17 protein-coding genes are annotated in these 17,518 nt (G+C 55.4%); 9 read left to right on the forward strand and 8 right to left on the reverse strand.

All coding sequences use genetic code 11. The annotated features are described in order from the left end of the window. Positions 1-116: 116 nt before the first annotated feature. Positions 117-1,769 carry a propionate catabolism operon regulatory protein PrpR gene (prpR, locus tag ACIQW9_RS11405; RefSeq protein ID WP_402336749.1) on the reverse strand — a complete coding sequence of 551 codons (1,653 nt, stop codon included), beginning with the start codon at positions 1,767-1,769 and terminating at the stop codon, positions 117-119. Between the two features lie 3 nt (positions 1,770-1,772). Continuing rightward, on the reverse strand, positions 1,773-1,979 hold the full coding sequence (locus ACIQW9_RS11410; RefSeq protein WP_402336752.1) for a hypothetical protein: 207 nt from the start codon (positions 1,977-1,979) through the stop codon (positions 1,773-1,775). A gap of 26 nt (positions 1,980-2,005) precedes the next feature. Here ACIQW9_RS11410 and ACIQW9_RS11415 point away from each other — a divergent pair, with 26 nt between their 5' ends. From ACIQW9_RS11415 to ACIQW9_RS11430, 4 genes are all read left to right on the forward strand, one after another. After that, positions 2,006-2,887, forward strand: coding sequence for an oxaloacetate decarboxylase (locus tag ACIQW9_RS11415; RefSeq protein ID WP_402336753.1), 882 nt, complete (start codon positions 2,006-2,008; stop codon positions 2,885-2,887). 35 nt (positions 2,888-2,922) lie between these two features. Then, on the forward strand, positions 2,923-4,074 hold the full coding sequence (gene prpC / locus ACIQW9_RS11420; protein WP_402336756.1) for a 2-methylcitrate synthase: 1,152 nt from the start codon (positions 2,923-2,925) through the stop codon (positions 4,072-4,074). A gap of 55 nt (positions 4,075-4,129) precedes the next feature. Continuing rightward, entirely contained in the window at positions 4,130-5,581 is a 1,452-nt protein-coding gene (locus tag ACIQW9_RS11425; protein WP_402336758.1) for a bifunctional 2-methylcitrate dehydratase/aconitate hydratase, read from the forward strand. Between the two features lie 90 nt (positions 5,582-5,671). Beyond that, positions 5,672-7,573 carry a propionate--CoA ligase gene (locus tag ACIQW9_RS11430; protein ID WP_402336761.1) on the forward strand — a complete coding sequence of 634 codons (1,902 nt, stop codon included), beginning with the start codon at positions 5,672-5,674 and terminating at the stop codon, positions 7,571-7,573. A gap of 136 nt (positions 7,574-7,709) precedes the next feature. Here the strand turns inward: ACIQW9_RS11430 and ACIQW9_RS11435 are convergent, their stop codons facing one another. Then, positions 7,710-8,753, reverse strand: a complete 1,044-nt coding sequence (locus tag ACIQW9_RS11435) for an isocitrate/isopropylmalate dehydrogenase family protein (RefSeq protein WP_402336764.1) — start codon at positions 8,751-8,753, stop codon at positions 7,710-7,712. A gap of 341 nt (positions 8,754-9,094) precedes the next feature. Between ACIQW9_RS11435 and ACIQW9_RS11440 the strand changes: the two genes are divergently transcribed. Continuing rightward, positions 9,095-9,478, forward strand: a complete 384-nt coding sequence (locus ACIQW9_RS11440) for an OsmC family protein (RefSeq protein ID WP_402336767.1) — start codon at positions 9,095-9,097, stop codon at positions 9,476-9,478. A gap of 18 nt (positions 9,479-9,496) precedes the next feature. Beyond that, a complete protein-coding gene (locus ACIQW9_RS11445; RefSeq protein WP_402336771.1) occupies positions 9,497-10,414 on the forward strand; it encodes a pirin family protein in 918 nt (305 codons plus the stop codon). A gap of 9 nt (positions 10,415-10,423) precedes the next feature. Here ACIQW9_RS11445 and ACIQW9_RS11450 read toward each other — a convergent pair whose 3' ends face one another. From ACIQW9_RS11450 to ACIQW9_RS11470, 5 genes are all read right to left on the reverse strand, one after another. Further along, complete coding sequence (locus ACIQW9_RS11450; RefSeq protein ID WP_402336773.1) at positions 10,424-10,771, reverse strand: GFA family protein; 348 nt, start codon at positions 10,769-10,771, stop codon at positions 10,424-10,426. Between the two features lie 55 nt (positions 10,772-10,826). Beyond that, positions 10,827-11,534, reverse strand: coding sequence for a GGDEF domain-containing protein (locus ACIQW9_RS11455; RefSeq protein WP_402336776.1), 708 nt, complete (start codon positions 11,532-11,534; stop codon positions 10,827-10,829). Positions 11,535-11,704: 170 nt separating this feature from the next. Beyond that, on the reverse strand, positions 11,705-12,502 hold the full coding sequence (locus ACIQW9_RS11460) for an anti-sigma factor family protein (protein ID WP_402336778.1): 798 nt from the start codon (positions 12,500-12,502) through the stop codon (positions 11,705-11,707). Further along, entirely contained in the window at positions 12,499-13,005 is a 507-nt protein-coding gene (locus ACIQW9_RS11465) for an RNA polymerase sigma factor (protein WP_402336781.1), read from the reverse strand. Before ACIQW9_RS11465 ends, ACIQW9_RS11460 begins: the two co-directional genes overlap by 4 nt. 44 nt (positions 13,006-13,049) lie before the next feature. Further along, entirely contained in the window at positions 13,050-13,424 is a 375-nt protein-coding gene (locus ACIQW9_RS11470; RefSeq protein WP_402336783.1) for a hypothetical protein, read from the reverse strand. A 625-nt stretch (positions 13,425-14,049) separates the two neighbouring features. Between ACIQW9_RS11470 and oxlT the strand changes: the two genes are divergently transcribed. The 3 genes from oxlT to ACIQW9_RS11485 all read left to right on the forward strand — a co-directional run bounded on the left by oxlT (position 14,050) and on the right by ACIQW9_RS11485 (position 17,515). Further along, positions 14,050-15,318 carry an oxalate/formate MFS antiporter gene (gene oxlT, locus ACIQW9_RS11475; RefSeq protein WP_402336786.1) on the forward strand — a complete coding sequence of 423 codons (1,269 nt, stop codon included), beginning with the start codon at positions 14,050-14,052 and terminating at the stop codon, positions 15,316-15,318. A gap of 182 nt (positions 15,319-15,500) precedes the next feature. Beyond that, positions 15,501-16,580, forward strand: coding sequence for an AI-2E family transporter (locus ACIQW9_RS11480; protein WP_402336788.1), 1,080 nt, complete (start codon positions 15,501-15,503; stop codon positions 16,578-16,580). A 95-nt stretch (positions 16,581-16,675) separates the two neighbouring features. Continuing rightward, entirely contained in the window at positions 16,676-17,515 is an 840-nt protein-coding gene (locus tag ACIQW9_RS11485) for a rhodanese-related sulfurtransferase (protein ID WP_402336791.1), read from the forward strand. Positions 17,516-17,518 lie beyond the last annotated feature (3 nt).

Below are 17,518 nucleotides of genomic sequence, written 5' to 3' on the forward strand. Positions count from 1 at the left end.
TGTTCCGCACGATGCGCTTACATCCTGTTTTCAACACCCCATCAATACAAGCCGAATACAGCGACAGATTATTTTGTATCGCGTATCCGTTCGATCAGCAAATCGCCATCGCTTTTTCAATCCGGCTTGTCATCTGCATGGTCCGCCAGCTGCAGTCTGCGCCACAAGGTCGTGCGGCTGATGCCCAGATAATTTGCCGCCGCTTCACGATTGCCGTGGTGACGCTGCAATACTTGCTGCAGCGTTTCTGTTCTTTCCTGTGCCAGGACAGCATGAGACGCCACAGCAATCACATCGTTGAGCGACGCAGACAATTCCGGTGCAATACTTTTCAGGAAGGCCGGCGTCAGCGCCTGCAATGGCGCCGCCGCCAAAAACAAGGCCAGGCGCTCCATCAAATTGCGCAGTTCGCGTACATTGCCCGGCCAGGCATACGACGCCAGCAAAGGCAGGCAAGTCAATATCTCTGCATGCAAATTGGCGTGCGGCCTGACATCCAGCGATGCCAGTGCGTTTTTCAAATACCATTCGGTCAGTGCGGGCACATCTTCGGGGCGCTGGCGCAAAGGGGGCAAACTCAGCCGCAATACACTCAGACGATAAAACAAGTCTGCGCGGAAACGCCCTTCCCTGACCCGTGCATCCAGATCGCAATGCGTCGCGCTGATAATGCGTACGCTGACAGGAATCGGCCGGGTACCGCCGACGCGCACCACTTCGCGCTCTTCCAGCACCCGCAACAAGCGCGTTTGCAAAGACAAAGGCATCTCGCCGATTTCATCGAGGAATAAAGTACCGCGATGTGCAGCCTCAAACAAACCCGCACGTCCGCCACGGCGTGATCCGGTAAACGCACCCTCTTCATAGCCGAACAATTCAGACTCCAACAGCGACTCCGCCAAGGCACCGCAATTGACGGCGACGAAGGGATGGCCGGCCTGGGTTTTGCCCTGCATCAGCGGATGGGCGCGGTGCATCGCTTGCGCCACCAGTTCCTTGCCGGTGCCGGTTTCGCCCTGGATCAATACCGTGGCAGGCGATTTGGCGAATAGGGTGACGGATTGCCGCACGCTTTCCATCGCAGCAGAGTCGCCGCGCAAATCCTTGATGTGATGTTTGGCGCGCAAGGTATCGGCCACCGGGAAGCTGCGGCCGCGTGTCGCTTCCAGTTGCGTCAGACGCGCCAGTTCCAGTGCATCTTCAAACGCCTGGCGTATCGATGCGGAGGAATAAACGAAGACGCCAGTGAGGCCAGCCTCTTCCGCCAGGTCGGTGATCAGCCCGGCGCCGACAATGGCCTTGATGCCGGCGCTTTTCAATTCATCGATTTGCGAACGCGCGTCTTCTTCCGTGACATAAGTACGTTGCGCGATATTCAAGCCGAAGGTGGTTTGAAACTCGGCCAGCGCCGGCATGGTTTCCTGATAGGTGATCAGCCCGATAGCTGGCGTGATCTTGCGCGCACGTGCCAATGCCTGCATCACATCGAAGCCGCTAGCCTTGGCGATGATGACGGGCACCGACAAACGGCTTTTTAAATATGCGCCGTTCGAGCCGGCGGCAATCACAGCATCGCAACGTTCGGTCGCCAGCCGCTCGCGGATGTGGCGCACCGCATCTTCAAAGCCCAGGTGTATCGGCTCGATGTCGGCCTGATCGTCGAACTCCAGCGTGATGTCGCGGAATAACTCGAACAAACGCGAAATCGATACGGTCCAGATGACAGGTTTGTCGGCATTATCGCGAAAAGGAGAGGACGAACGTTTCATGTTTCACTCGCGCGTTTCAAACGTTTCAAATGTAACACGGCTTTTGACTGCTGCGCAGATTCCGCCTATCCCTGCAGCAAGCAGCAAAAACTCCCAAGCATTTGATTTGTAATGAATTTGTTGCTTACTACCAAGGTCATCTCTCACAAATGGATGCGTCAGACACAGCATGGCACGCCCATTGCCCATATGAAGAGCAGGCACTTTCATGAAACACCTCGGCAAAAGGATATTCAATGAGCAGTCAGTCAAAAAGCAGCAAGCAAGTGTTGCGCGACAAGGTGTATGCCCGGCGCGGCCTGCTGGTGCCGGGTGCGTTCAATGCGCTGTCGGCACGCGTGATTGCCGACCTGGGTTTCGAAGCTCTCTATATCACCGGCGCCGGCGTAACCAATATGTACCTCGGCATGCCGGATCAAGGCTTCATCGGTTTGAATGAATTGGCCGACCACACCGCACGCATACGCGATGCGGTCGATATCCCCATCATCGTCGATGCCGATACCGGCTTCGGCAATGCCTTGAATGTACGCCACACCATACGCACACTCGAACGTGCCGGCGCTGACGCCGTGCAACTGGAAGATCAGGTCTCTCCCAAACGCTGCGGCCACTTCAACGGCAAGGAAGTTATTTCCTGCGCCGAAATGGTCGGCAAAATCCACGCCGCCGTCGATGCGCGCAGCGATGAAGGCATGTTGATCATGGCGCGCACCGATGCGCGTAGTGTGCACGGTTTCGACGATGCGCTGGAACGCGCGGCACGTTACAGCGAAGCCGGCGCCGACATCCTGTTTGTCGAAGCCACCGAAACCGCAGATGAAATACGCCGCCTGCCGCAAGCACTGGACAAGCCGCAACTGGTCAACCTGGTCATCGGTGGCAAGACGCCTATCTTCAGCGCCGATGAACTCGCCGGACTTGGCTACGGCATCGTGCTGTACGCAAATGCAGCACTGCAAGGCGCAGTAGCCGGCATGCAAAAAGCACTGACCGTCTTACGCGACACGCATAGGCTCGACGAAGATCCAAATCTGGTCGCACTATTTGCCGAGCGCCAGCGTCTGGTCAACAAACCTCTATTCGATCAATTAGAAAAGAAATACGCCGACAAGTAATCCCTTGATGGTCCAGAATACATAAGGAGACAGGCATGAGTGAACAAGCAGCAGGCTTCAAACCGAAAAAATCAGTCGCACTATCCGGCGTGACCGCCGGTAATACCGCACTCTGTACCGTCGGCAAGACCGGCAACGACTTGCACTATCGCGGCTACGACATTCTGGACATCGCGGACAGCTGCGAGTTTGAAGAAATTGCCTATCTGTTGGTACACGGCAAATTGCCGACTGCATCAGAACTGAAAGCCTACAAAACCAAATTGAAATCCATGCGCGGCTTGCCTGCCAACGTCAAGGCTGCGCTGGAATGGTTGCCGGCGGCCTCGCATCCGATGGATGTGATGCGCACGGGGGTATCGGTACTCGGCTGTATGCTGCCGGAAAAAGACGACCACAATGCGCCGGACGCGCGCGATATCGCCGATCGCTTGATGGCATCGCTGGGTTCGATACTGCTGTACTGGTATCACTACAGCAATCACGGCAAACGCATCGAAGTCGAAACCGACGACGACTCGATAGGCGCACACTTCCTCCATTTGCTGCACGGTGAAAAGCCATCTGCACTGTGGGAAAAAGCGATGCACACCTCGCTGATTCTGTATGCCGAGCACGAATTCAACGCCTCCACCTTCACTGCTCGCGTGATTGCCGGCACCGGCTCCGATATGTATTCCGCCATCACCGGCGCGATCGGCGCCTTGCGCGGCCCCAAGCATGGCGGCGCAAATGAGTTCGCATTTGAAATTCAAAAACGTTATGAGAGCCCGGACGAAGCAGAAGCCGACATCAAGCGCCGCGTGGAGAACAAGGAAGTCGTGATCGGCTTCGGCCATCCGGTCTACACGATAGCCGATCCGCGCAACAAGATGATCAAGGAAGTCGCCCGCACGCTATCCAGGGATGCAGATTCGATGAAGATGTTCGACATCGCCGAGCGTTTGGAAACCGTGATGTGGGACGTCAAAAAAATGTTCCCCAATCTGGATTGGTTCTCGGCTGTGTCGTATCACATGATGGGCGTACCGACTGCAATGTTCACGCCACTCTTCGTGATCGCGCGCACTTCCGGCTGGGCCGCGCACATCATCGAACAACGCATAGACAACAAGATCATCCGCCCTTCCGCACACTATGTCGGCCCGGAAGATCTGGCTTTCGTTCCGCTTGCCCAGCGCAAGTAAGGGTCATGTTTCGCCTACCGCTTCATTTCTAATTAACCACGATCACGGGAATCCCATGTCTGCTCATATTTCAAATGTCCGCCCTAAATACGACAAGGTACTGGTCGATATCGTTGACTACGTCACCAAGTACAAAATTTCTTCCAAACTCGCCTACGACACCGCGCGCAATTGCCTGATCGATACACTCGGCTGCGGTCTGGAAGCGCTGGAATATCCGGCATGCAAAAAATTGATGGGGCCGATAGTGCCGGGCACGATCGTGCCGAATGGCGCGAAAGTCCCGGGCACGCAATTTCAGCTCGATCCGGTACAGGCCGCATTCAATATCGGCATGATGATCCGCTGGCTGGATTTCAACGACACCTGGCTGGCGGCAGAATGGGGCCATCCATCCGACAATCTGGGCGGCATCCTGGCCACAGCCGACTGGTTATCGCGCAATGCTGTGGCCGCCGGTAAAAAACCGTTGACGATGCGCGACGTGCTGACCGGCATGATCAAGGCGCATGAGATTCAGGGCTGCATTGCACTGGAAAATTCCTTCAACAAAGTCGGGCTCGATCACGTGGTGCTGGTCAAGGTGGCTTCGACTGCGGTCGTGGCAGAAATGCTCGGTCTGACACGCGATGAAATTCTGAATGCGGTGTCCCTGGCATGGGTCGATGGTCAGTCATTGCGGACTTACCGCCATTCACCCAATACCGGTTCGCGCAAATCATGGGCGGCCGGCGATGCAACTTCACGCGCTGTACGGCTCGCACTGATCGCGAAAACTGGCGAGATGGGTTATCCATCGGTGTTGACCGCAAAGACCTGGGGCTTCTACGATGTGCTGTTCAAAGGCCAGCCCTTCAAATTCCAGCGCAAGTACGAATCCTATGTGATGGAAAACGTGCTGTTCAAGATTTCCTTCCCGGCCGAGTTCCATTCGCAAACCGCGGTGGAAGCTGCGATGACCTTGCACAAAGAGTTGGCCAAGTCCGGCAAGAAAGTCGAAGACATCAAGAAGATCACCATACGCACGCACGAAGCCTGCATACGCATCATCGATAAAAAAGGCCCGCTCGATAATCCAGCCGACCGCGATCACTGCATTCAATACATGGTTGCCGTACCACTGATCTTCGGCCGTCTGACCGCATCCGATTATGAAGACGACGTCGCCGCCGACAAACGCATCGATGTACTACGCGACAAAATCGTGTGCGTGGAAGATCCTGCCTTCACCAAGGATTATCACGATCCGAAGAAGCGTTCGATTGCGAATGCGCTGACAGTTGAATTCAAGGATGGCAAGAAGCTCAAGGAAATCATCGTCGAGTATCCGGTCGGCCATGCACGTCGCCGCAAGGAAGGCATTCCGCTGCTGGAAGCCAAATTCAAGATCAATCTGGCACGGCAGTTCCCGACGAAACAGCAACAGAGAATTCTGGATGTATCGCTGGATCAGAAGAAGCTGGAAGCGATGCCTGTCCATGAATACGTGGATATGTATGTGATCTAGCCTGGCGGTACCGTCTGCGCCGGCATCGGCGCAGACCGCTTCACTATAAGAACGAGATGACAGCAGTATTTATCTGGTCGGAGGAGACTTATGAGTTTCGATGCCGCAGCATACGACGTGTTTTACCGCCTATCAGTTGATGACCCGCACACCTTTTGGGCCACGCAGGCCAAGCGTATCGATTGGCACAAGCCATTCACACGCACACTGGACTACGACAATCCACCGTTTGCCAAATGGTTTGTCGGCGGCGAAACCAACCTCTGTTACAACGCGGTAGACCGCCATCTGGCAACGCGTGCCGATCAGCCTGCATTGGTCGCCATCTCCACCGAGACGGACACGGAGACCACTTATACTTATGCGCAATTGCATGCAGAGGTCAATCGCAGCGCGGCCATGATGCAGGCACTGGGCGTAAAGCAAGGTGATCGCGTACTGATTTACATGCCGATGATGGCCGAAGCCGCATTCGCGATGCTGGCCTGCGCGCGCATAGGTGCGATCCACTCGGTGGTATTCGGCGGCTTTGCATCGAACAGTCTGGCGACCCGCATCGATGATGCGACACCGGTCTTGATCATCTCGGCCGATGCCGGTTCACGCGGTTGTCACGTCACGCCCTACAAGTCATTGCTTGATGAAGCCATCGTGCTGGCGCAACACAAACCGAAACATGTATTGATGGTCAATCGCGGCCTTGCTCCCATGAAGATGGTGCCCGAGCGTGACATCGACTACGCCGCGCTGCGCGAAAAACATTTGAATGCAGTGGTGCCGGTGGTATGGCTGGAATCGAATGCGCCGTCCTACACCCTCTATACCTCCGGCACTACCGGCAAACCAAAAGGGGTCGTACGCGACGTCGGTGGTTATGCGGTGGCGCTGGCCACTTCGATGGATTTGATTTTTTGCAGCAAGGCGGGCGAAACTTTTTTCTGTACTTCGGATATCGGCTGGGTGGTCGGCCACTCTTACATCATCTACGGCCCTTTGCTGGCAGGCATGACAACCATACTGTATGAAGGTTTGCCAATACGACCGGATGCGTCGATATGGTGGAGTATCGTCGAAAAATACAAAGTCACACGCATGTCATCAGCCCCGACCGCCATTCGCGTACTGAAAAAACAACCGCTGGAACTGTTGCAGAAACACGATCTATCCTCGCTCAAGACACTCTATCTGGCAGGCGAACCGCTGGATCAAACCACTTCCGACTGGATATCCGGTGTACTCGGCGTACCTGTCATCGACAATTTCTGGCAGACAGAAACCGGCTGGCCGACCATCTCGATCGCCAAAGGCATAGGCGACAAACCCGCACGTTCAGGCAGCCCCGGTCAGCCCATGTATGGCTTCAAGGGCAAGATCATCAATGAAGAGACCGGTGAAGAATGTGCGCCCAATGAAAAAGGCGTGGTCGTCCTCGAAGGGCCGCTGCCGCCCGGTTGCCTGCAAACCCTGTACGGCGATGACCAGCGCTTCGTCAATACCTACTGGCGCAATTTCAAGCGCGAAGTCTACTCGACCTTTGACTGGGGCATACGCGATGCCGATGGTTATTACTTCATCCTCGGCCGCACCGATGATGTCATCAATGTCGCCGGTCACAGGCTGGGTACGCGCGAAATCGAAGAAAGCATTTCCAGCCACGCCCATGTGTCGGAAGTCGCCGTCGTCGGTGTTGAAAATGCCATCAAGGGACAGTGTGCGGTGGCCTTTGTCATCCTGAAGAATGCGACCGCAGCAACGCCCGAAGATGCGCAAAAGCTGGAAGCAGAAATCATGAAGGTAGTGGACAAGCGACTCGGCCCTATCGGCCGGCCATCGCATGTGTACTTTGTGACAGCCTTGCCGAAAACGCGTTCCGGCAAATTGCTGCGTCGCTCGATCCAGGCCATTTGCGAAGGGCGCGATCCCGGCGATTTATCAGTGATAGAAGATCCGTCGGCCTTGCAGCAGATACGTGCGGCACTGATAACGGCGTAGAGAACGGTTCAACCGGAAGCGTTAAGCGGCAACTGAAATGAAAAAGCGCATCGTGCCTGTTCCGCACGATGCGCTTTCGTCCTGCTTTCAACGCATCACAAATACAAGCCAAATACAGCCCGGATACAGCGGCTGATTATTTGGAGTCGCGAATACGTTCGATCAGCAGATCACCGTATTTGGAAGTCGATACGGTACCGCCCAGATCGGCGGTACGGCCGCTTTCCGTACTCAATACGGAATCGATGGCATCACGCAAAAACCTGGCTTTTTCGTTCAAACCCTTGTGCTCCAGCATCAATGCGGCTGCCAGCAAGAGCGCGGTTGGATTGGCCATGCCTTTGCCGGCGATATCCGGTGCGGAACCATGCACTGCCTCAAAAATGGCCGTACGTTCACCGATATTCGCACCCGGCGCCATACCCAGGCCGCCCACCAGACCGGCGATTTGATCGGACAGGATGTCGCCGAACAAATTGGTGGAAACGATAACGTCGAACTGCCAGGGATTGAGCACCAGTTGCATCGCGCACGCATCGACGATGCGATCATCGAACTCGACTTGATTGGCGTAATTGAGTCCGACCTGCTTTGCCGTTTCCAGAAACAGGCCCGTCAATGCCTTCAGCACATTGGCCTTGTGCACGATGGTGACTTTTTTGCGATTGTTGCGCACCGCATAGTCGAATGCGAACTTGGAAATACGACGGCTGCCGGCACGGGTATTGATACCGGTCGCCATCGCCACTGCGTGTGCATCGTCGCCGATAGGTACGTAGTGTTCGTGACCAACGTACAGACCTTCAAGATTCTCGCGCACCAGCACCAGATCGATTTTTTCGTAACGGCCGCCCGGCACGATGGTGCGCGCAGGACGCACATTCGCATACAGCTGGAAGGTTTCACGCAGGCGCACATTGACGGAGCGGAAGCCGCCACCGATAGGCGTACTCAGCGGGCCTTTCAGCGCGAGGCCGGTGCGGGTGATGCTGTCGAGCGTCACTTGCGGCAGCAGATCACCGCCTTTTTCCAGCGCATTGACGCCGGCTTGTTGTGTTTCCCATGCGAATGGATTGCCGAGCGCATCAAACACGCGCACAACCACATCAACGATTTCAGGGCCGATACCATCACCGGGAATAAGCGTCACCGGAATTTGCTGCTGCGTGCTGTTAAGCATGTTGTGTCCTATCCATGGTCAAGATAATGAGAGCGCGTAAGCTTGAGTCAATAAGCTTTGAGCAAAAGCACTTTGTGTAAAAGTCGCGAGACGTAGTTTACCGCAAATCAACTCTTATGTCATATATAAGAGTTGATAGTTTTTATGATTGAATGGATTTTTTGGCAAGATTGCAAATTGACAAACCAAGCCCAGGTCAAGACAGTGTATTTGCGCCTGGGCTATAGTGATATCGCGCTTGGCCTGTTGCAGACAAGCAGATACAGGACGAAATCGCTGGCACTCCAACGCCGGCGCTCAACCCACCTATCAATCACGCATAAAATTTAGGGGCATTACAGATGGAAATCAAAGTCACAAAAGGTGCAGGCAAGCTGCAACACATCGTCGCAGCCGGTCCACACACACTGATCGCCGATGCACCCTCCGCTTTCGGCGGCGAAGATGCTGGCTTTGTGCCGCACGATCTGCTGGCAGCCGCACTGGGTGCTTGCACCGCAGTCACACTGAATATGTATGCCGGCCGCAAGGAAATCCCGCTGGAAAAAGTCGATGTGACGGTCGTCGCTGCCGAGCAGGATGGCGTCTATGTATTCAACCGCACACTGCACTATCATGGCAATCTGAGCACCGAGCAAAAAGAAAACCTGAACAAGATCGCTGATAAATGTCCGGTACATAAAGCCCTGTCCGGCGAGATCAGGATCATTACGCAAGCCAACTAAACCAAGTCTGGAGAGATGATGGATACCGATCCAAGCGCACTGGAAACCGTCGTCATCCCGCGTACGCGCGATCTCGGCGACAACTTTGAAGTACGGCGTGCCTTGCCGACTACACAGAAGCGCATGGTCGGTCCTTTTGTCTTTCTCGACCAGATGGGGCCGCATGCATTTGTGGCCGGGCGCGGGCTGGATGTGCGGCCACATCCGCACATCGGCCTCGCCACCGTCACTTATCTGTACGATGGCGAAATCGTGCATCGTGACAGCCTCGGTTCGCTGCAGACTATCCAGCCAGGCGCCGTCAACTGGATGACGGCCGGCAGCGGCATCGTGCATTCGGAACGCACCGGTGCCGCATTGCGCGCCAGCGGTTCGTCGCTGTACGGCTTGCAGTGCTGGGTTGCACTACCCAAAAAATACGAAGAGGTCGCACCCGCTTTCGAGCACACGGCGGCCGATCAGTTACCGATCATCGAAGGCGATGGCGCCACGGCAAAAATTATTGCCGGCAGTTTTTTCGGCAAAAAATCGCCGGTTGCCACGCTGTCCGATCTGTTTTACGTCGATGTGCAATTGCAGGCGGGTGCAAGGCTGGATATACCAGCCGAATACCCGGAACAGGCGATGTATGTGATCGAAGGCCAGCTCGATCTGGGGCGCGATGGTATTTTCAATGCCGGCCAGCTGCTGGTGCTGAAGGCAAATACGGCGGTCACCCTGCGTGGCGCCGGGCCAGGCATCACCAAACTGATGCTGCTGGGCGGCGAACCTATGGATGGCTCGCGCTATCTGTCCTGGAATTTCGTGTCGAGTTCTGTCGAACGGCTGGAGCAGGCCAAGGAAGACTGGCAGCAACGCCGCTTTGCCGACGTGCCGGGTGAAACCGAATTCATTCCGATGCCGGACATTCCCGGCAAACCCGTCGGCTATCCCTGAAGCGGCACCTTACACATTCTTGCCGTCATAGTGATGATGCGGCAGCGTGGAGGTATCTACATTTTCCAGGCAGCGCGTATTGATCGCGGCAATCTCGTTGCCAGATGGATCCTTGACGAAGGAAAAAGGCTGGCAACCGCAGGTCGGGCAAAAGTGATGCGCGATGACGTGCTTGTTGAACTTGTAGACGCTTGATTCGTTTTCGCCGGCAACAAAAGCAAACTTTGCACGCGGCACAAACCACAGCAAACTGCCCTTACGACTGCACAAGGAGCAATTGCATTCGACGACCTGCTTGATGTCGCCTTCTGCTGTAAACGCCAGCCTGCCGCAATGACACGATCCCTGATATTGCATCGCCGTCTCCTTCGCCATCAATGGCATCAAGGCAGCACAACTGCCGCCGTATTTTTTACAGCATGTCCGGATCGAAATCGGGCAATGCCGCTTCCAGTTGCGCACTGGAACCCGGCCCCTGAATTTTCGCCATCGCCAGCGCTTCACTAGCGCGGCGCATCATTTGTTCTGCAGTATCGCCGGCGAAATTGGTCGTCAGGCCGCTGGAGAATGTTACTGCCAAATCCGGTGCAATGTCGTCCCAGTTCAAGTCAGCGACCGCTTTTGTCAGACGTGTGATCGCCTTATCGCTTTGATCCAGCCACGTCGTAGGCAGGATTAGCGCGAATTCATTGTCGCCTATGCGGCCAAACGAATCCAGCGTACGAATCAATGCCAGCACTGCCTGCGCCAGATTTTCGAGTATACGATTGCCCTGCTCGCTGCCATATTGCTGATTTAATGCATGGAACTGATCGATGGCAATCACGGCAAAGGAAAACGGATGGCCGGTGCGTTTGGCGCGATCGAGTTCGGCGTCCAGCTTTTGCACCAGGCCGCGCCGATTCAGCGCGCCCGTCAACTCATCATGCGTGGCAACGGCACTCAGGGTTTCCAGTGCGGCCTGCAAGCCATCGGCTATCGTCGTCATTGCACTACCGGCTCTGGCTTGCTCAAGCAGATTGTTCAACTGCATCGTCAGGTGACGAATATCCTGCATGGGATAAGTGCGCACATGCTCTCCGTAAGAATGAAACAGGCGTATGGAAACAGCGGCTTTCATTGTCGTAATTATTGTTCTCGTTGGCAATGTGCTTCACAGCCAGCCGCGCAAAACGCACGATTCTGTCGCAAAAATACGCCGGATTTCAACTGCGGAGAAAGCTAAGACCGCATCGATCCGGCGGGAAACCGGTAGCTGGACGCCAGCCATGCGGGAGAAACTGCGGATATTTATTGCGGCTTGCCGTCCAGCTGTTCGTAGACGACATGTGCAATGCGCGCCAGCTCGCCCTTGTTGATGCCGCCCGACAGTGCATAACCGAACTTGCCGTCTATCCAGTAAAACACATTGACTGCGCCTTGCTGCGCAAAGCGGAAACCGGTGTCCCTGTTCTGCGCCTGATCGGTGGAAACATACAGGGTCAAACGCTGGCCGCCCGCTTCCTGATACATGAATTGCGCCACCGGGCTGCCGCTCTCGCCAGGCAGCAGGCGGCCGCCCACCAGTTCGTAACCCAGCTTGCCCAGCTTGGGCGGATGCATATCCGCGCCGGTCCGCTTGGACAGCCAGGTAACCAGCTGGTCTTCCTGATCGGCGCCGATTTCAACCGGACGCCGCACGTCCGGCGTATAGACACCATGCGCAATCACAGCCTGCCGCGCGAAGCCGGCAAGCATCAGCTTGGTGTTTTTTACCGAAGATCCTGCCAGCATGTCTGCTTGCGTAGCGCCGTGCAGCATCCAGCCACCAGCGCCGCTGACGATGGCTATCAGCAAGCCGGCGGCATAACGTGCGAATTGTCCGGAACGATCAATCAGACCAGCCGACAAGCGTGACGGCACCGGTTCATCGAGCACCGGATTGAACAGCTCACGCAATGCTGCGTTCTGTTCACGATACACCTGCATGCGCGCCAACTCCTCCGGCCGGGCAGCCAGATAGGCAGCGACTTCTGCGCTGCGCGCTTCGCTCAGCACACCATCGACATAGGCATGCAGATCTGCTTCAGTCACCGCAAGCTGATTCATTTGACTACCTTTAATGGCAACACGACAGCTCGCCCTTCCATATGTGCGCGCAATTTTTGCCGCGCGCGCGACAGGCGCGACATCACTGTGCCCAAGGGCAAACCCAGTGTTATCGCTACTTCTTCATAAGACATTTCTTCCAGCGCCACCAGCAACAGGATTTCCCGCTGCTCGGGCGGCAAGGTCGCCAACGCGGATTGCAGATCGCGCATTTCCAGACCATCGGCTTGCGTCGCCTTGCTCGCCGGCATCGGCGTATCGTCGTCCAGCACTTCCGTCATGATGCCCGGGCGACGCACCTGATCTATATGCAGGTTGTGCATGATGCCGAACAGCCACGCCCGCATATCGCTGCCGCGCTGCCATGAAGACAGCTTTTTCCAGCCGCGCTCCATCGTGTCCTGCACCAGATCGTCGGCGCCCGTGCGATCACCGATCAGTGCACGGGCGTAACGACGCAGGCGCGGAATGCACGCGATCAGTCGATCGCGTTCATCCTGCATGACAGGCTCCACGAATGTGCGGCAAAAATTGCATCGGCGCGAACTTAGTCCTTGACCACGTGCCAGACATCCTTGACGTTATCGCCGTTGCGATCGCCGGCTTTCTTGTCAGCTGCAAACAGGTACAGCGGCTTGCCTTTATAGGCCAATTGCGCCGAGCCGTCGTCGCGCGTCACGCTTGAATACGGTGCAGCCGGCTTGACATCCTTGGCCGAAACTGGCGGCCAGTTGGTTGCGCAAGGACCGTTGCAGGTGCTTTTGCCGCTATCTGCGACATCCTTGTCGAAGGTGTACACAGTCATGCCGGTGCTGGTGACGAGGACGCCGTCGGCCTTTTTGACAGGGGCAGTTTGCGCGAAGCTGGCGCTGGAAAGAACCAAAGCGGCAGCGGCAGAGAACAGAATCAGTGAGCGTTTCATGTTGCAACTCCTTTTCGATAAGGTGAATGAAACCGGCAAGACGGCAGGAAAAGGGTCCTGCCCACTCTCGCCATCTACGTCGGAAAACACAGCGATGTGCTGATACCGAGGTAAACGATGATGCGACAGATTTATTCCATCGAAACAAAAATATTTTTCCACCTTGCCTGTTACCGCACACGCACTACACTTATCGATATAAACGCAAACCATCTACTGCCCCTGCATGGCTGCGGCACGGCGAATTTCCTCCGGGCATTTTTACGCAAAAATGAGTGCGCGCAGAAAAATCACATAGTCTTAACAAGTTACGTACTATCCACAAAAATCTTACGTGGTATCCACAATTCTTATTTTTTATCGCGGCGCGAATACGTGATATCCACATGCTGAATATCTTATTTTCGCAACGTAAACCCTAGCAACTCATACGCCATTCTCGGATAGTAGCGTCGTTGAATTTAATAAACACGAACCGTGCGTACCCGTTCAGATCGCTTACAAATTTTTCTGATAGATCGTTACGGTTGTAAATGATCGACTTGAATCATCCGTTGTTTATTGCAACGAGGGCACGTGTAGTCAGTCGTGCATTTTCATACTTGAGAGTTAAGAGAAGGCAAATATGAGTGAAGCCATTAACCGTCCTGCGTCATACCGCTGGACACAATTGATCCTGGGGATCGTCGCCATGGCGATGATCGCAAACTTGCAATACGGCTGGACCTTGTTCGTCGATCCGATTGCAGCCAAACACGGCTGGAGCCGCGCTGCAATTCAGGTCGCATTCACGATTTTCGTGTTGACCGAAACATGGTTGGTACCTATTGAAGGCTGGTTCGTCGATAAATTCGGCCCACGTCCTGTCGTTATCGTTGGCGGTGTGTTGTGCGGCCTCGGCTGGTTCATCAACTCCTTCGCCGATTCGCTGTCCCTGCTGTACCTTGCTGCTGTCATCAGCGGTATCGGCGCTGGCGCTGTATACGGTACTTGCGTTGGTAACGCGTTGAAATGGTTCCCGGACCGTCGCGGTCTGGCAGCTGGCTTGACCGCTGCCGGCTTCGGCGCCGGTTCCGCTATCACCATCATTCCTATCTCGGTAATGATCGCTTCCCGCGGCTACCAGGACGCGTTCCTGTACTTCGGTATTGGCCAAGGCATCATCGTGGTTCTGGTTGCATTGTTCCTGAGCCGTGCTCCTGAGCACAAAAAAGGCGATGCAGTTGCCAACGTTCAGCAAACCAAACGCGAATACAAGCCATCTGAAGTGTTGCGTGAACCGGTTTTCTGGGTCATGTACCTGATGTTTGTGATGGTTGCAGCCGGCGGCCTGATGGCAACGGCACAACTGGGTTCGATCGCTCGTGACTTCAAAGTGTTCGACGTTCAAGTCAGCATGATGGGCTTGACCTTGCCGGCACTGACCTTCGCACTGGCTATTGACCGCGTATTGAACGGCTTGACCCGCCCATTCTTCGGCTGGGTATCGGATCAAATCGGTCGTGAACCAACCATGTTCATCGCGTTTGCTATCGAAGCAGTCGGCATCCTGGCCCTGTTCCACTACGGCCACAACCCATTCGCATTCGTTATCCTGACCGGTATCGTGTTCTTTGCATGGGGCGAAATCTACTCGCTGTTCCCATCGACTTGCGCAGATACTTTCGGCAGCAAATTCGCAACTGCCAACGCCGGCTTGCTGTACACGGCTAAAGGCACCGCTTCCCTGCTGGTTCCACTGTCCGCAGTATTGGCCAGCGTAACAGGCGGCTGGTATGCAGTGTTCCTGGTAGCAAGCGGATTGAATGCAGCCGCTGCGCTGATGGCCTGGTTTGTATTGAAGCCGATGCGCGCCAAGCACATGAGCAAACCAGCTATCGCCGAATCGAAATAATCGATTCCTCTAGCTGCAAATCTTCAGACCGGCTCAGGCCGGTCTTTTTTTGTCCGCATTTTTACCTCCCGCGTCCTGCGGCATCCAGCCCTTATGTGAGCAGTCGCACTCACTTTCTGCGCAAGTTCGGGTAGCATAGCCGGACCCCACCATGCGCGCCGCTCACACGGCCAACCCACTCCATGAATTATCCAGAGATTCAACAAAAGACCTTTCTAGGCTTGCTGATCATCTTCTCGCTCGCCTTCATCGGCATTCTGTTGCCGTTTTACGGCGCGGTATTCTGGGCTGCGGTATTGGCCATACTGTTTTCGCCCTTCTATCGCAAGCTGCTGATCAAGATGAATCAGCGCAGCAATCTGGCCGCGCTGGCCACGCTGGGGATGTGTCTGGTTGTCGTCATCATTCCGCTGGTGCTGATCTCCATTTCTCTGGTGCATGAAGCATCGGCGCTGTACGCCAACATACGCTCGGGACAAATCGATTTCAGCGTATTTTTTCAAAAAGTCATCTCCTCCCTGCCAAGCTGGGTCGTCAGCCAGCTGGAGCGCTTCGGCCTGACCGACATGAGCAGCCTGCAGGCCAAACTGTCCAACGCAGCGGTGCAAGGCAGCGAGTTCATCACCAAGCAAGCCATCAGCATTGGACAGAACACATTCAACTTCCTGGTCAGCTTCACCATCATGCTGTACATCCTGTTCTTCCTGCTGCGCGACGGCGACAGGATTGCCACCCGCATCAAGCAGGCCGCACCGCTGAATGCCGAACATAAACGTTTGCTGTTCAATAACCTGACCACCGCGATCCGCGCCACGGTCAAGGGCAACATCATCGTCGCCGCCGTGCAAGGCGCACTCGGCGGCATCGCCTTCTGGTTCCTCGGCGTACAAGGCGCCTTGCTGTGGGGAGTATTGATGGCCTTTCTTTCGCTGCTACCCGCAGTCGGCGCCGCATTGATCTGGGTGCCAGTGGCGATTTATTTCCTGGTGACGGGTGCGGTCTGGCAGGGTGTGACGCTGATTGCCTTCGGCGTGCTGGTCATCGGCCTGGTCGACAATATCCTGCGCCCTATGCTGGTCGGCAAGGATACCCAGTTGCCGGACTTCGTCGTGCTGATTTCCACCGTCGGCGGCATGGCCTGGCTGGGCTTGAACGGCTTCGTCATCGGTCCGGTGATTGCAGCCCTGTTCATGTCCTTGTGGGATGTATTCTCTTCCGGGAAACAAAAGCAGGAAGCCGACAAACTGCACAGGCCGGATTAGGCAAGGCGGAGCGACTGTCAGTTGCTCCGCATTCCTCCTGGCTTTCCCGCCCCCGGGGGAACACTTCCTTCTTTTCTTCTGCGACAATTCCGTTCATGAACCACATCGAGTCCACCGCAGCAGACGACTTGCTGCACACCGCCTTTTATCAATTCGTCCAGCTGGACGATGCAGATGCCGTCGTTACCCATTTACGCGAACTCACGCGTGATTTGCTGGGCAGTATTTTAGTGGCGAACGAAGGTATCAATGGCGTGCTGGCCGGCAAGATCGCAGCTGTCGAAACCTTCGAGCAGGCCTTGCGCCACGATCCTTTTTTCCAGGGGAAATTTTCTGGCATCGCTTTCAAGCGCAGCGCATGCCATACCGCGCCCTTTGCCCGCATGAAGGTGCACAGGAAATCTGAAATCGTTTACCTCGGTGTCGAAGGTGTCGATGCCATCAGCAAAACCGGCATCGATGTGAGCCCGGCGGAATGGCGCGAACTGATTGCGCAAGACAATGTGGTGGTGATCGACAATCGCAACAGCTTTGAATTCAAGCTCGGCAAATTCAGGAATGCCATCGATCCCGGCGTCGACAATTTCCGCGACTTCCCGAAATATATCGAAGAGCATGTGCCGCAATGGCAAGCCGAAGGCAAGCGCGTTGCCATGTATTGCACCGGCGGCATACGCTGCGAAAAAACCAGCGCGTGGATGCTGGATATGGGCGTGCCTGTGTATCAGCTCGAAGGCGGTGTGCTTAATTATTTCGAGAAAATGCCGGATGCGGAAAAAGACTGGGAAGGCGAATGCTTCGTCTTCGACAACCGCATTGCGCTCGATACCAAATTGCAGGAAACCGACACCACACTGGAAGATGTGTACGGCGGCGTGCCGGAATGGGAATGGCGCTTGCAGCGCGCCAAACGCCTGGACGAAGACAGCGAGTAAACA

This window comes from Herminiimonas sp. NPDC097707 (assembly GCF_044761395.1).
Classification (GTDB): domain Bacteria; phylum Pseudomonadota; class Gammaproteobacteria; order Burkholderiales; family Burkholderiaceae_D; genus Oxalicibacterium.